The 15275-nt window shown below is 51.6% G+C and carries 13 protein-coding genes; 11 read left to right on the top strand and 2 right to left on the bottom strand.

The features are described from left to right. The 11 genes from J7M22_07010 to J7M22_07060 all read left to right on the top strand — a co-directional run. On the top strand, positions 1–1365 hold a 1365-nt coding region (locus J7M22_07010; protein ID MCD6506361.1), incomplete at its 5' end, for a methyl-accepting chemotaxis protein. Positions 1366–1468: 103 nt separating this feature from the next. After that, positions 1469–2290, top strand: a complete 822-nt coding sequence (locus J7M22_07015; GenBank protein ID MCD6506362.1) for a protein-glutamate O-methyltransferase — start codon at positions 1469–1471, stop codon at positions 2288–2290. Positions 2291–2308: 18 nt separating this feature from the next. Continuing rightward, the gene (locus J7M22_07020; GenBank protein MCD6506363.1) at positions 2309–2788 is read left to right on the top strand and encodes a chemotaxis protein CheD; all 480 of its coding nucleotides are present in this window, start codon (positions 2309–2311) and stop codon (positions 2786–2788) included. Positions 2789–2804: 16 nt separating this feature from the next. Further along, the gene (locus J7M22_07025; GenBank protein ID MCD6506364.1) at positions 2805–3230 is read left to right on the top strand and encodes a response regulator; all 426 of its coding nucleotides are present in this window, start codon (positions 2805–2807) and stop codon (positions 3228–3230) included. Further along, a complete protein-coding gene (locus J7M22_07030; protein ID MCD6506365.1) occupies positions 3181–3657 on the top strand; it encodes a chemotaxis protein CheX in 477 nt (158 codons plus the stop codon). Before J7M22_07025 ends, J7M22_07030 begins: the two co-directional genes overlap by 50 nt. Further along, positions 3654–4697, top strand: a complete 1044-nt coding sequence (locus tag J7M22_07035) for a chemotaxis response regulator protein-glutamate methylesterase (protein ID MCD6506366.1) — start codon at positions 3654–3656, stop codon at positions 4695–4697. Before J7M22_07030 ends, J7M22_07035 begins: the two co-directional genes overlap by 4 nt. A gap of 3 nt (positions 4698–4700) precedes the next feature. After that, a complete protein-coding gene (locus tag J7M22_07040) occupies positions 4701–5201 on the top strand; it encodes a chemotaxis protein CheX (protein MCD6506367.1) in 501 nt (166 codons plus the stop codon). 12 nt (positions 5202–5213) lie between these two features. After that, entirely contained in the window at positions 5214–5597 is a 384-nt protein-coding gene (locus J7M22_07045) for a response regulator (GenBank protein MCD6506368.1), read from the top strand. Positions 5598–5680: 83 nt separating this feature from the next. Beyond that, positions 5681–7480, top strand: a complete 1800-nt coding sequence (locus J7M22_07050; GenBank protein MCD6506369.1) for a response regulator — start codon at positions 5681–5683, stop codon at positions 7478–7480. Positions 7481–7542: 62 nt separating this feature from the next. Then, on the top strand, positions 7543–9906 hold the full coding sequence (locus J7M22_07055) for a DEAD/DEAH box helicase (GenBank protein MCD6506370.1): 2364 nt from the start codon (positions 7543–7545) through the stop codon (positions 9904–9906). Positions 9907–10079: 173 nt separating this feature from the next. Beyond that, positions 10080–12008 carry a hypothetical protein gene (locus J7M22_07060; GenBank protein ID MCD6506371.1) on the top strand — a complete coding sequence of 643 codons (1929 nt, stop codon included), beginning with the start codon at positions 10080–10082 and terminating at the stop codon, positions 12006–12008. Between the two features lie 109 nt (positions 12009–12117). Here the strand turns inward: J7M22_07060 and J7M22_07065 are convergent, their stop codons facing one another. Both J7M22_07065 and J7M22_07070 read right to left on the bottom strand, forming a co-directional pair. Further along, positions 12118–13134: a Gfo/Idh/MocA family oxidoreductase gene (locus J7M22_07065; protein MCD6506372.1), complete on the bottom strand. Its 1017-nt coding sequence runs from the start codon at positions 13132–13134 to the stop codon at positions 12118–12120. Positions 13135–13182: 48 nt separating this feature from the next. Further along, a complete protein-coding gene (locus J7M22_07070; protein ID MCD6506373.1) occupies positions 13183–14679 on the bottom strand; it encodes a rhamnulokinase in 1497 nt (498 codons plus the stop codon). Positions 14680–15275 lie beyond the last annotated feature (596 nt).

Here is a 15275-nt window from a genome sequence, read left to right on the forward strand (position 1 = left end):
GAAGCCCAGACACGAGACGGAAGGAAAATCCCTATAATATTCAGCAGCGGAGCAATCTTCGACGATAAGGGCAAGCCGATAGGTGGGATAGAGGTGATACTCGATCGCACGGACCAGGAGATCGCCATGGAGGAGATCAACCGGCTGAGCGCTGCAGCGGAAGCTGGACAGCTAGGTGAGCGTGCAGATCCCGAGAAGGCCTCCACGGAGGGTTTCAAGAGGCTCTTCCAGGGCATCAACGATATGCTGGATGCCATATTGGAACCGATCAACGAGGCCATCACCGTCATCGATAAGCTGGCGGCGTTTGATCTGACTGCACGAATGGAAGGAGAGTATAAGGGAGATCACGCCAGGCTCAAAAATTCTCTCAACACGGCGATGGATAATCTGGAGGAGTTCGTACGCCAAGTCGCAGCCGCCGCGGAACAGGTAGCTGCTGCTGCAGAACAAGTCAGTTCCGGAAGCCAGGCGCTGTCACAGAGCACCACCGAACAGGCAAGTGCTGTTGAGGAAGTCTCCAGTAGCCTACAGGAACTGGTTTCCATGGCAACTCAGAACGCTGATAGTGCCAAAGAGGGTAAAAGCATGACGGATTCCGCTCGAGCCAGCATCGCGGATGGGGTTGAAAGCATGAGAGAGCTTTCACAGGCGATCGAGAGGATCAAGTCCTCGGCAGATGAGACATCAAAGATCATCAAAACGATAGACGAGATCGCGTTCCAGACCAATCTGTTGGCCCTGAACGCCGCCGTTGAGGCGGCACGGGCTGGAGAAGCAGGCAAGGGATTTGCCGTCGTGGCGGAGGAAGTGAGAAACCTCGCCATGCGAAGCGCTGAAGCCGCCAAAGAGACCGCAAGGTTGATAGAGGAGGCCGCTAATAACGCCGATGCCGGCGTCGAGGCCAATCAGAAGGTCGTGAAGATCTTCGACGAGATGAACCAAAACGTGGAAAAGGTGAGCCAGGTGATGGATGAGATCGCGGCATCGTCAGAGGAGCAAAGACAGGGGATCTCTCAGATAGAGACGGCGGTAAATCAGATAAATCAGGCCGTACAGCAGAACGCCGCCAGCTCAGAGGAGTCCGCCAGCGCCGCTGAGGAGCTATCAAGCCAGGCGGAAGAGCTGAAAGGTATGGTCGCCAACTTCAAGCTGAGCGAAGATGGAAAAGGCGAACTGGCGATCGCCTCGACAGCGGCCGCTCCCAGATATACCAAACACACGGTTAAACTTCAACTGCATAAAAAGGCGGATACGGCCTCGCCTGGCAATGGGAAGGAAGGCAAAGAGGTTGACTCCGCGGTAAATCCGCAGGAGGTCATCCCGCTTGAGGAGGAGGACATGGAGGTCCTGAGAAACTTCTAGATGTCTCACCCCCTAAAACCTCCGGGGCCGGGGCGACGGGGCAATGGATGGCCTCTGACCCCGGATTTCACCTCTGATCTGAAAGAAAGGGGGAGCTGATCAAATGGTGGAATCGGCAGTTGATCTCAGCTTAAGTGAAGCCCATTTCAGGGAGATCAAATCGCTTCTATATCGGATGGCCGGTATTCAGCTGCACGATAAAAAGGATTTAGTCAAAACCCGTCTCATGAAGAGGATGAAGACGTTAGGCATGAAGAATTTCTCAGATTACATGGAATATCTCAAACGTGATAGCTCACGCCGTGAGCTGGCCGCTATGGTTGACGTATTGACCACAAACAAAACGAGCTTCTTCCGCGAGCCGAAACACTTTGAATTCCTCCGCCGGAGTATTCTGCCGGAGCTGAAAGATATAAGAAGGATACGGATCTGGAGCGCAGGATGTTCCTCCGGTGAGGAGCCCTTTTCCATCGCTATTACGCTTAGAGAAAGCATATCCGATATCAGTAGATGGGACATCAAAATACTCGCTACCGATATCTCAGCCAGGATGCTAGCCATAGCACGTGAGGCGAAATATGATTCGTCGAAGTTAGAAGGTGTTCCATCTCAAATCCTCAACAGGTATTTCACGCGCATTAAGGACGGATCATCTGAAATCTATAGGGTTAACGATGATGTCAGGTCGATGGTTCAATTCGCCCGATTGAATCTAATGAGCGGATGGCCGATGAAAGGGCCTTTTGATCTGATCTTCTGTCGTAACGTTATGATCTATTTCGATAACCCCACACGGGAGAGGTTAATCCACCGATTCTGGGAGTTACTGAAGCCGGGAGGATATCTCTTTGTAGGTCATTCGGAGAGCTTAGCCCCTTTAGAACATCGGTTTCAATACATTCAGCCGGCTATCTATAGAAAGTAATCTCACGAGGTGCTGATATTGAAAATCATCGTGGGAGTCGCGGATATGAAGATATCAGATAGGGAGGATGACGTGCTTATAACCTATGCGCTTGGAAGTTGTCTGGGAATCGCTATATATGATCCCGTGGCCCGCATAGGGGGACTGTTACATGTTATGCTGCCCCTCTCCACCATCGATTCGGCGAAAGCGGCTGAAAATCCGTTTATGTTCGTGGATACCGGTGTGCCGAGGCTGTTTATCGAATGCTACAAAGCCGGCGCCAGAAAGGAAAGGTTACAGGTCAAGGTGGCGGGAGGAGCTCACTCAAAAACTGAAGGGGAAGATTATTTCCAGATCGGTAGGAGAAATTTCATAATGCTGAGAAAACTGTTATGGAAAAACGGTATATTGTTGAGCTCCTATGACGTGGGAGGAAACCTATCTAGAACCATGGCCCTTGAAATAGGAACCGGTAGGGTCATAGTGAAAGCCAACGGTATATCAAAGATCCTATAGACGTTGAGGTGTGAACATGCCTCTTAACGTCCTCGTAGTGGATGACAGCTCGGTAATGAGATCTATCATCAGTAGGACTCTGATCCTCAGCGGCCTGCCGTTAGGCAGAATATATCAGGCCGCTAATGGGAAAGAGGGATTACAGATTTTGGATAGGACGTGGGTTGACCTTATCCTGGTCGATATAAACATGCCCGTGATGAACGGTGAGGAGATGATAGATAGAATACGCCGGAAGCCCGAAATCGCCGATCTACCGATTATCGTTATCTCCACCGAAAGCAGCGAAACGCGAGTGGAGATGCTTCAGAAAAAATGTGATGGTTTCATACACAAGCCGTTTACTCCGGAAAGCCTCAGACAGGCCATCATTAACGTCATAGGAGGGATAGATGGGGGAGATGGAGAGAACGCTTTACAAATCGGCGATTCGGATTTTTGAGGACCTTGCCTTCATGTTGCCAAGCGAGGAGCTCGATGACCGCCAATCCAAGGCTCCCGAACGAGCCATCGCTGTGGTGGGATTCCACGGCCCGTTCAGCGGGAAACTGGTAGTGCGCGTTTGTGGGGATCTGCTTCCGATTCTCGCTGCTAATATGCTCGGCGAAGAACATCCACCACCGGTGGAAAAACAACTGGATGCCCTGCGAGAGATAGCGAACGTCATCTGTGGAAACGTTCTGCCTGCCATAGCTGGGGCAAAGGAGATATTCTATCTTGATACTCCGGTTCTAATTGATCCCCGTAAACGCTCTAATTTCAACCCTCAGGGCGATCCCGTTGTGGAGGTGAAGATAGGAATGGAAGGTGGGAGAGCCGAGATAGCTTTATACAAAGATGAGAGTGATCGTGGGGGGAAGAGATCATGATCCGGGTTTTAATCGTAGACGATTCGGCTGTAGTCCGAAAGATATTGAGCGGTGAGCTTTCAAAATATGAGGATATCCAGGTGGTCGGCACCGCCATCGATCCTTATGTAGCTCGCGATAAAATAGTCAAATTGAAGCCGGATGTCGTCACCTTAGACATCGAGATGCCCAGGATGGATGGCCTCTCATTTCTGGCGAAGCTGATGAAATATCACCCTATTCCGGTGGTGATCGTAAGCTCACTCGCACCTGAAAACAGCGAGACGGCATTGAAGGCGCTCGAGTTGGGTGCGGTTGATGTTGTGGCGAAGCCGAGTTCAGTATACTCCGTCCCTGCCATCTCCAGATTGGTTCACGCCATTCGCGCCGCCGCTTCAGCGAAGTTACCGAGGCAAATTCCATCGGAGACGTCAAGACTCGCACGAAGCATAGATCTACCCCGGGAGATTCAGACCACACATAAGATAATAGCCATAGGAGCCTCAACGGGGGGAACGAAAGCGATCGAGGTGGTATTGAGGGATTTTCCTCCTTCAGCTCCTGGAACGGTGATCGTTCAGCACATGCCGGAGTATTTCACGGCCAGCTTCGCCCAAAGGCTTAACCGAATATGTCGGGTGGAAGTTCGAGAGGCTAAGGACCAGGATAGTGTAATACCGGGTGTAGCCCTGATAGCGCCAGGCGGCAAGCATATGGTTCTGAAGCGAAGTGGCGCCCGCTATATCGTTCGGATAAAGGATGGGCCGCCCGTTCATTACCAGAAACCCAGCGTGGATGTGTTGTTCCAATCCGTGGCGCTAAACGCAGGGAGAAATGCCATCGGGGTGTTGTTAACGGGGATGGGAGCCGATGGGGCAAGGGGACTACTTGCAATGCATGAGAACGGCGCATATACAATAGCTCAAGATGAGCAGAGTTGTGTCGTGTTCGGTATGCCTAGGGAGGCCATAAAGCTGGGCGCAGTCGATGAGGTATTACCGCTAGGTGATATCGCCCGCAGGATCTTCGAAGTGCTTGTCAGGGAAAACAAGAGGAGGTGAGTTATGAAGGCCGAATATATCAACCCGTTCATCGCTGCCCTTGAGAATTTCTGTGAGACGATGTTGGGATGTAGCGTTGAACGGGGCAAATTGAAGGTGGCGAACTCAGCCCTGGAGATCGAACACCCCGAAATAGATCAGGCCTTCGCAAAGTATGATATCTCAGCGATTATAGGCCTGACGGGAAAGGTCAGGGGAACGGTCGTGTTATCATTTCCGGCGAAGACGGCTTTGATGATAGCGAGGCGATTCCTGGATACGGAAAAGATATTCAAGATAGATGAGGTTGTCATAGATGCCGTGGCGGAGATGGTCAACATAGTCGCAGGCAGCGCGAAAACCCACCTCTCCGACGAGCTAGGCCTGATAAAGCTCAGTTTGCCCACAGTTGTGAGGGGACGTAACTTCGAGATCAGATATCCGACCGGCTCGATATGGCTGCAGATCCCCTTTAATTCAGATCTAGGTCCTTTTTTCATGCAGGTATCCTTCGAAAAAGTGTAAGGAGGTGGGGAAATGAAGGTTTTGGTGGTGGATGATTCTCTGACCATGCGAAGGATAATCAGGAATCTGCTTCTGAAAATCGGGTATGAAGAGGTGGTAGAGGCCCAGGATGGGATGGAGGCCCTAGAGGTCCTGGCGCATGACGGAAACATAGGATTGATCCTGACGGATTGGAACATGCCCAGGATGACGGGGATAGACTTCGTCAAATCGGTGAGGAAGGATAAACGGTTCAGCGGGATACCGATAATAATGATCACCACCAATACATCTAAGATGGAGATAATTCAAGCTATCGCGGCAGGTGTCAACAACTATATCGCGAAACCGTTTACCCCTGAAATCATCAGGGAGAAAATAGAGCAGACTCTGAAGAAGGTGAAAGAAGCCTCATGATCCCATTGTATACTTCCAGGGAGAGAAGCTCAAAATCTCTCCCTGGGCGAGAAAGGTTGTAAAAGTCAGGAGGTGAGATAGATTTGGCGGAGGAGGGATCGGATAGAACAGAAAAGCTTTCCCCGCGTATGGCCACCCGGCGTGAGGAGACCCAGACGGGGTTGGAAACTGAGCGTATGTCGTTGAGGGCCATACAGATGGTATCCGATGCCGTTCATGAATCACTTGATCTTCTCTCAGTGGCGAAGAATGCCGTTAATGCTATGATGCGTTACATGCATTCGCCTTCAGTGGGGCTTTTCCTTTATAGCGAAGGTTCTTCAAGTCTCAAGCTTCTATATGCCAGGGGTTTCAGCGAAAGGATACTGCACGCGGGCAGCGAGCTACCGGTGGAAAGGAGCCTAAATGGCCTTGTCATAAGGCAGAAAAAGATCATAAGCTGTGAGGATTTATCAAACGATCAAAGGGTAGAGCTGAAGGTCAGGGAGGAGCTTTTAAAAGAGGGTTTCACCAGCGTTGTGTCTGTGCCACTGCTCTATCAGGATAGAGCGATAGGGGCCATAAGCTTGGTTTTCAAGGGGAAATATACCCTGAGCGAGGATGAACGGAGAACTCTCTTAGCGATCGGCAAAACGATAGGCTTGGCCATCGCCAACGCCCAACATGTGGCCCGACTCGAAGCGGAGATCAACGAGCGAAAACGAGCTGAGGAGGAGAAGGAAAGGCTGCAGAGCCAGTTACTTCACGCCCAGAAAATGGAGGCGATCGGCAGATTAGCAGGTGGCATCGCTCACGATTTCAACAACATGCTCACACCGATCATCGGTTATGCTAATATCCTATGCAGCCATCTGTCATCGGACAACCGGCTCTTTCGCTACGCCAAGGTGATCAGAGACACGGCGGAGCGAGCTGCTTCGCTTACAGCCCAACTTCTCGCTTTCAGCCGTAGACAAACGCTCAAAATGGAGGTGCTAAATCTCAATCTGGTAATCTCAGACATGAAAGAGATGCTTGGACGGCTAATCGGCGAGGATATCGAATTGACCACCCTCCTCGATTCAGAGTTAAAGCTGATAAAAGCCGATAAAGGACAGATCGAGCAGGTAATCATGAATCTGGTCCTGAATGCCAGAGATGCCATGCCTCAGGGAGGCAAGATAATGATCAAAACCGGAAACATCCGCGTGAATGAGGAATATTGTAAACTGCATGCTGAAGCCCGTCCCGGGGATTTCGTTTACCTGCTGGTCGAGGATACCGGCATCGGAATCGACGAGGAAATGGTTCATCGGATCTTCGAGCCGTTCTTCACTACAAAGGAGAGGGGTAAAGGCACGGGGCTCGGTCTATCGGTCGTCTACGGAATCATCAAACAGCACGGCGGATGGATAAACGTCTATAGTGAACCCGGGAAAGGATCAACGTTTAAAATATATCTCCCCGCTCTGCTTTCGGAAAAGGAAGCGAAGGCTGGGGAGGAGAAGGTAACCCCGCTTGAAATCCTCCAAGGCGGTGGCGAAAGGATTCTTATTGTGGAAGATTCAGATGCGGTGCGGGAGTTCGCCGTAAATGTCCTTCGTGATAACGGATATCGCCCCTTCGAAGCCCGAAACGTGAGGGAAGCTATGGAACTTTTTTCCGGTGAGGGAGGGGACTTTCATCTTCTCTTCAGTGATGTCATACTTCCTGACGGAACCGGACAACAATTGGCGGATGAACTCCGAAGCCGCAAGTCAGACCTGAAGATCTTGTTGAGCAGCGGATATTCAGATGGGGAGTCGCGATGTAAAATCGCTATGAGCGAGGATTTCCACTTCCTACAAAAACCATATAGCCCAGCCGAGCTACTTGAGGCCATCAAATCGGCTCTTTCCTCGTGATTCCTCCTTGACCGAACGGGACGCATCTGATACAATAGCCACGAGAACTTTGAGAAGATGGGATGAGAATGCTCTATAAAGGATACATCCTAGATCCATTTCAAGAGAGGGCAATTAGGGCGATAGAGGAGGATAAATCCGTCATAGTTGCCGCACCCACGGGAGCAGGCAAGACTCTGATAGCGGAGTATGCCGTGGAGAAATGCCTGGAACAGGAGCGCAAGATCATATACACGGCCCCCATAAAGGCATTAAGCAATCAGAAATACAGGGACTTCTACGCCGATTACGGCGATATGATCGGGATCATGACCGGCGATGTTGTGCTCAATCCCGACGCGCCGGCCCTAATCATGACCACGGAGATATTCCGAAATACGATCTTTGAGGATATCTCACGGCTGGATGACATCGATTATGTGATCTTCGACGAGATACACTACATCAACGACATCCAGCGTGGAACCGTATGGGAGGAAAGTATTATATTCGCCCCGCAACACATCAAGTTCGTCTGTCTCAGCGCCACCATGCCGAACCTCGATCAATTCGCCAGATGGATGCGATCCATCAGACGTCACCCCATAGTGGTCATAAATGAGGAGAGCAGACCTGTGCCTCTGGAACATAAACTCTACATCCGAAACGCCGGCATAGGTGACCTAGAGGCCTTCAAATCGCTGAGGAGATACATGAAGGAGAACGGCGTGGACGACGCACGGTATATCGACGCGGACGTGCTGAAGGGGTTCGGAATCGAGCCCTATGACGGATTGGTGGAGTATATGAAATCGAACGACAGGCTTCCCTGCCTCTTCTTCTGTTTCAGCCGAAGCCGCTGCGAGGAATACGCCAGATGGTACTCAAAACGCGATTTCCTCAACGAGCATGAACGGCAGGAGATGATAGATCTATACGAGAGGTTGTGCACGCAGTTTAATCTGATGGAGGAGCCCGGATACGAACGGTTCAAAAGGATGCTCTCGAAAGGCGTGGCATATCATCACGCGGGCATATTGCCCACCTTCAAGGAGGTTATCGAAAGGCTCTTCACGTCCGGGCTGATCAAGCTGCTGTTTACCACCGAGACGTTCGCTGTCGGGATAAACATGCCCGCCAGAACTGTGGCCTTTGAGGGACTGGAGAAGTATGATGGGGTGGAGTTCAGATATCTCAAGACCAGAGAATATCACCAGATGGCGGGTCGAGCCGGCAGAAGGGGGATAGATCCCGTCGGCTATGTCTACGCCCAGGTCGATCCGTATTTCGCCGATCCAGACGAAGTAGAGCGCATCGTCGCAGGACCGGTCGAGCCGATAGAAAGTCAGTTCAATCTCTCCTACGCCAGTATCCTGAACCTCTACGATAAGTATAAGGGAAACATCTACGACGTATGTGATCTGAGCCTCGGCAATTTTCAGGCCTTGGAGCTGGTCGAACGACTTGAGAAGGAGCTACGAAGGCTCAATCGGAGGGCGAGAGAGCTAAAGCGCCCCGTTTGTATCCGCGAGGGCGTCGATCCGATGAAGGTTCTAAGAAGATATGTCGAGCTGCAGGATGAGATAGGCTCCATGCGCGAGAAACTAAGAGAGGCGAGACGTCGTTTCGGACCGAGGAGGATCAGGAGAGGCGAATTCGGCAGGATGAAGGTCCAGATAGGCAAACTCGAGAGGAAGAGACGGGCACTGCCGTGCAATAAATGTCCCTATAGAAAAAGCTGTCTCCCACTCTATAAAGCGGTCGCCGAGGTCGAGGCTCAACGCAAGATGATACGGGATCGGAAAAAGGAGGCCGAGAGGGGATTAAAGGAACGGATCGCTAGAAGGTTGGATGTGCTGTGGGATCTGGGATATATAGATGAAGAGGGGCTTCTGCCGCGCGGGCGGTTCGCGTCGCAGATATATGGCTACGAGATGCAAGTTACCCAGCTCTTCTTCGGCGGACATTTTGAAAGGCTGAGCGAGGACCAGATCAACGTGCTGATTATGGCCATAGTCTTTGAGTCGAAGAAGGATGAGTGGTTCGCTAAGCTAAGAGATAAAGAGATAAAGAGGATGTTATCGAAAGCGAAAAGCGAGGTGGAATTTATAAGGCAGTGTGAGTTAAAACATAACATCGCGGATCTCACCCCTCAGCTTGACGACAGCTTTTCTGCCGCCATGCTGGCATGGAGCCAGGGGTGTAAGTTTCAAGACCTTCGCAACTACACCTCGCTTGCGGAGGGGGATATCGTCAGGGCGTTCAGGAATGCCATAGATCTGCTGCGTCAAATGCGTCGTGTCCTTAGGGAACATCCCACCCTTTATCCCAGAATAAACGGATGTATCGATAGGATCAAGAGGGATGTGGTGGATGCAGAAAGGGAACTCAGAATGGATACCGATATGGAGAGGGAATCTCTCTCCGGAACTAGCTGTTATGCTTGACGGAGGTTTGAAACGACGCTAAAATTATCCAGATGATTATATTTCATGACCATATTTGGGATGGCTCACGATCATGGTAACGATTTTGTAGGGCGGCATCTCATGTGCCGCCGTTTTCGGCGGGGGTAAGTCGGAGCTGGTTTAGGACGTTCTAAGTTTGAAGAGGGTACACGGTGCCGAACAAACAGGTTCAATCGCTGAGCGCCGAGAGGGTCTCATTTAGGGCGATCCTCATAGCCTCCATTCTCATCCCCATAAACAGCTATTGGGTGATCGAGATGGAGGTCATAAGATACTCGGGACATCCGGTCACGATCTCTCTCTTCTTCAACGTCATCTTCGTGATCTCAGTTCTCCTGGGTTTTAACCTTTTCCTCAGGAAACTCTCACCGAGGCTTACCCTGAAACAGGGCGAGCTCATAACGATCTACACGATGCTCTCCATCGCCTCAGGCGTCGCCGGACATGACATGCTGGAGATACTCCTCCCGATGCTTGGGCATGCTTTCTGGTTCGCCACACCCGAAAACGAATGGAAGGATCTCTTCTGGAATTACCTGCCTAGATGGCTTACGGTGAGCGATAAGGCTGCGCTGAAGGGATATTACAGAGGCGGGGAGCTTTATACCCTATATCAGCTTAAAAACTGGGGAGTGCCGATCCTATGGTGGACGACCTTTGTAACCGTCTTAGTCTTCGTGATGTTGTGCATAAACGTCATCCTGAGAAAACAATGGACGGAGCGAGAAAGGCTCTCCTACCCGATAATACAACTGCCTCTGGAGATGACCAGGGGCGATTTCAGACTTTTCAGAAACCATTTGCTGTGGATAGGTTTCGCCATCGCAGCCATCCTGGATACGTTAAATCAGCTACACACCATGTATCCGGGGATCCCCGCCATAAGAACAAGGGTGAAAAACTACGGCTATCTCTTCACGGAGAAACCCTGGAACGCCATGGGCGGGTTGCCGATCTCCTTCTATCCCTTCGCCATTGGGCTTGGCTTTTTTATCCCGTTGGATCTATCGTTTTCATGCTGGTTCTTCTTCTGGTACTGGAAGGCCTTGAGGATAATCGGGGCGGCGATAGGGCTGAGGCTTCCGGGATTTCCGCTGATGAACGAGCAGGCATCCGGCGGGTATATCGCCCTGGCGCTCATAGCCCTGTGGATAAGCAGGAAACACATCATAAGGGCTTTGAGGAAGGCCTTCGGCGTGGGGGAGATCGATGATTCGGAGGAACCGATGAGCTATAGAACCGCCGTCCTAGGAGCTATATTGGGCTTCTCCTTTATCGTATTCTTCTGCTATAGAGGAGGTATGAGCGTTTGGGTGGCGGTTCTGTTCTTTATCTTCTATTTCGCCATATCTCTCGCCGTGACCAGGATGAGAGCTGAGTTGGGAACTCCAGTGCATGATCTACACTATTCCGGCCCGGATATGATATTGGTGAGATCTCTCGGGACAAGACGCCTGGGGAAAGGGAACCTGACCATGTTCTCCATGTTCTGGTTCATAACCAGGGCTTATAGAAGCCACCCGATGCCGCATCAGCTTGAGGGATTCAAGCTCGCCGAGAGAACCGGACTGGGAAGCAGGAGATTAGCCTTCGCGATGATGCTCGCCGCCGTTTTGGGAGCGATCTCCGCTTTCTGGGCGCAGCTCGATAGAGGTTTCAGGATCGGTATGGAGATAAAGGCACCATGGCCCGCCCTTACGGCCTTCGGAAGGGAACCGTATGATAGGCTCGCTAGATGGCTGAACTTCCCATCCGGCACAAACGTTCCAGCCACCATCGCCATGGTCATAGGTTTCGCAATGACGCTCCTGCTTATGGGGATGAGAATGAGGTTCTTCTGGTGGCCCTTCCATCCGGCAGGATTCGCCATAACGACCAGCTGGGGAATGAACATGGTCTGGAGCTGTCTGTTCATAAGCTGGCTGGTCAAATGGATTATACTCAAATACGGTGGATTGAAGGTGCACAGAAAAGCCACGCCTTTCTTCTTAGGTCTCATCCTGGGCGAGTTCACGATGGGAAGTATATGGAACATCTTCGGGATAATCCTCAACGTGCCTATCTATCACTTCTGGGGATGAAAGATACGACAAGGGGACAAGAGGAAAACATCTCCTTGTCTCTCCTTCTCCTTGTCCCCTTGTCATGCTTTTCCGGCCTCCGGTTTCCGATCTCCTTTCTCCACCGCCCTCAGGTTTTCAACCTTTCTCTCAACCTCTCCAGGAAATTCCCATCCGGTTTATATGGCAGTTCGATCGGTTTTCTATCCAGAGCGCTGGCATAGAGTCCGAGGATCACGTTGAACTGTTGAAGGGCGAGCTCAAGTCGGGTGGGATGAGGACGGCTTTCATCCTCGATCCATTCGAAAGCCGCTTCGGTTAATCCGGCCTGTCCGAGTAGATCTTCGGCGCCATAGCTTTTCTCACCACACTCATACCCCTTAGGAGTGCTTCTCTCCCAGAAGTTCATCTGCCACTGTATGAACCCCCTGGTACCATAGACTGAGATCCGTTTGTGCATGTGCTCCGCCACTCCTTCGCCGACGGAAGGGGCGTTTTTGCCGCACAGGATCACCCCTCTAGTCCCGTTTTCAAACGTTATAACCGCCTCGGCCATATCGGGCGCGGGATGGGTCGTGTAGAGCCCCTTATCCCCCGATACCTGTCCGAAGACGGATGTAGCCGGGACATGTCCGTTGAAGCTGAACATGAGCTCCAGTATGTGTGTGCCCTGGCCTAAAAGATTCAGCCGGGCGCTCACCTCCAGGAGTCTTATCTCCCCTATCTTCCCCTCATCCACGTCCCTTTGAAGCTCGAGTCGCTTTGGATGAAAGTGAAGCTGATGATTGACGATGAATTTGGTGGAACTCCTCTTGTTAAGCTCGCAGATGGCGAGGTAATCCTCGCCGTCGATGGCTATGGGCTTTTCGACTATTACGGCCGGCACCTCATGCTCGGCCGCTATAGTCAAAAGCTCGACCCTTAAAGCGGGACGGGTGACGATGTGCAGGAGGTCCGGCTTTTCCTTGTCAAGCATCTCGTGGATATCGGTGTAGCGTCTGTCTATCCCGAATTCATCTCCGAAGGAGTTGAGCAGGTCCTCCACAAGGTCGCAGATCGCCACGACCTTTCCCTTCGTCACACGCTCATAGGCCCTTATATGTCCTTTAGATCTTCCCCTACAGCCGAGGATCGCTGCCTTATACATCGATGGCCTCCTCGCTCGATCAAGGATTTACGCATTATGATACAACGGTCAGAGATCCAGATCAACCTCCATCTCGATGATCTTCAAAAATCTATCGTAGGCTTCATCCCAGCCTGCCCTCTCGCCCGGCTCATAACATCTCAACTCGAAGGATCGCCTCACCACTTCTCTGGCTTCCTGGTGTGATGTAACATGTCCCTGAGCCAGCGCTTGGACCATGATGTTGCCTATGGCCGTAGCTTCGGAAGGACCTGCAAGCACCATCTTCCCGGTTGCATCGGCCGTGAACTGGCAGAGCAGCTCATTTCTCGATCCACCCCCGACGACATGGATGACCTCGAACTGTCTATCCAATAGCTCCTCCAGACATTCCATCGTCCACCTATATTTCAGGGCGAGGCTTTCAAGAGCGCATCGTATGATCTCCCCCTTACTCTGAGGAGCGGGCTGACCGGTTTTAAGGCAGAACTCCCTTATCCGAGTCGGCATATCTCCCGGAGGGAGGAAGACCTTGTGGTCAGGATCGACGAAGGCCTTGAAGGGCTGAGCTCCGGCAGCCATCTCCGTTAGCTCCGGATAGGAGTAGTCCTCTCCCGCTTTGGCCCATGTCCTGCGGCTTTCCTGGACGAGCCATAAGCCCATGATGTTCTTGAGGAATCTAATCGTTCCGCCGTATCCCCCCTCATTCGTGAAGTTCATCTCCAAACTTCTCTCGTTTATTACCGGCTTTTCAATCTCCACGCCCATAAGAGACCATGTTCCTGAGCTGATGTAGAGCCAGTCTTTGCCTCTCGCCGGAACAGCGGCGACAGCCGATGCGGTGTCGTGACAGGTGGGGGCTATGACGCGAGTGGATTTCAGCCCGACATCGTCTCTGATATACGATAGCAGTCCCCCAAGGACGGTTCCTGAGGGGACGATCTCCGGCAGGATATGGGTGGGCAATCCCATTCGTTCAAGCAGATCTGTGGCCCATGATCGGGTTATAGGGTTATAGAACTGGGTTGTGGTGGCGATGCTGAACTCCGAAACCTTGACGCCTGTAAGCCAGAAGTTGAACAGGTCTGGCATCATAAGCAGTGTCTCGGCCATCTCAAGTATCGGCGATCCCTCAGTGACCATTGCCAGGAGCTGATATAGCGTGTTGAGCTGCATGAATTGTATGCCTGTTCTCTCGAATATCTCCCTACGCGGAACCCGCTTGAAAGCCTCCTCCATCATTCCATCCGTGCGTCTATCGCGGTAGTGGTAGGGATTTCCCAAAAGCACATCACCTCTGCCCAGAAGCCCGAAGTCCACTCCCCAGGTGTCGAGGCCGATGCTCTGCACATCTCCGAATTTTCGGGCGGAGATCCTCAAGGCCTCTTTGATCTCCTCGAAAAGCTTGAGCACGTCCCAGAACAGGCTCCCCATCACCTCGACAGGGCCGTTGGGAAACCGATGTATCTCCTCAAGCCTGAGTCTCTTCCCGTCGAAAAGTCCAGCGACCCCGCGGCCGCTTTCGGCGCCGAGATCGAAGGCGATGAAAACAACATCTCCTGCCATTTTAACCTCCCCTACTGCGTGGATAGCGTGGTCTACCTCGGCCACCAACAGAGGTTAAGGCTAAGGTTAAGGTTGAGATTCTTCTTAACCTCAACCTAAACCTTAACCTGTTCTTAAGAAGCCCTGTGTGCAGAGGAGGAACGAGGAGATAAAAATCCTCGTTCCTCGCTCCTAGTTCCTCGTTCCTTCTTTGACACGCTTTCGGTCAACTGCTGAGGGGCTTCCTGAAGTATATCGCCGATCCAGGCTTATTATAAGCGAAGTCAGGCCTCAGATCAAGGCGGTGCCAAATAGAATTGCTCATGTTATCGCTGAGTGCAGCATCTAAAATTGTTGTCCGCCTCTCGGCTGTCTGCCACTCAACGGTCATTTGTGGTCATTAGGTCATTTGGCTTCGCCGTCATTTAAATGACTACAAAGAGTGGACGGCGGACATTCGGCCGTAGATAGTACGGGCGAAGAATCTTTCGCCCCATTCGCATCAAGTTAAGAATCGCCAAGAGCAAGTAAGATCTGAAAAGTTGCCGGATGAGCACGACGTTTGTTCATGCGACATGTTTGCTCTATCAACTCCTGCACCTGCTCAAGCAATGGAC

The sequence above is a fragment of the Candidatus Poribacteria bacterium genome (genome assembly GCA_021162805.1).
Lineage (GTDB): Bacteria > Poribacteria > WGA-4E > B28-G17 > B28-G17 > JAGGXZ01.

What these genes read in the sequence shown, in the direction of transcription:
- J7M22_07045 (MCD6506368.1), top strand. Translation starts at nt 5,214, where the DNA reads ATGAAGGTTTTGGTGGTGGATGATTCTCTGACCATGCGAAGGATAATC.
- J7M22_07065 (MCD6506372.1), bottom strand. Translation starts at nt 13,134, where the DNA reads ATGTATAAGGCAGCGATCCTCGGCTGTAGGGGAAGATCTAAAGGACAT.
- J7M22_07030 (MCD6506365.1), top strand. Translation starts at nt 3,181, where the DNA reads ATGGGGGAGATGGAGAGAACGCTTTACAAATCGGCGATTCGGATTTTT.
- J7M22_07025 (MCD6506364.1), top strand. Translation starts at nt 2,805, where the DNA reads ATGCCTCTTAACGTCCTCGTAGTGGATGACAGCTCGGTAATGAGATCT.
- J7M22_07035 (MCD6506366.1), top strand. Translation starts at nt 3,654, where the DNA reads ATGATCCGGGTTTTAATCGTAGACGATTCGGCTGTAGTCCGAAAGATA.
- J7M22_07070 (MCD6506373.1), bottom strand. Translation starts at nt 14,679, where the DNA reads ATGGCAGGAGATGTTGTTTTCATCGCCTTCGATCTCGGCGCCGAAAGC.
- J7M22_07055 (MCD6506370.1), top strand. Translation starts at nt 7,543, where the DNA reads ATGAGAATGCTCTATAAAGGATACATCCTAGATCCATTTCAAGAGAGG.
- J7M22_07015 (MCD6506362.1), top strand. Translation starts at nt 1,469, where the DNA reads ATGGTGGAATCGGCAGTTGATCTCAGCTTAAGTGAAGCCCATTTCAGG.
- J7M22_07040 (MCD6506367.1), top strand. Translation starts at nt 4,701, where the DNA reads ATGAAGGCCGAATATATCAACCCGTTCATCGCTGCCCTTGAGAATTTC.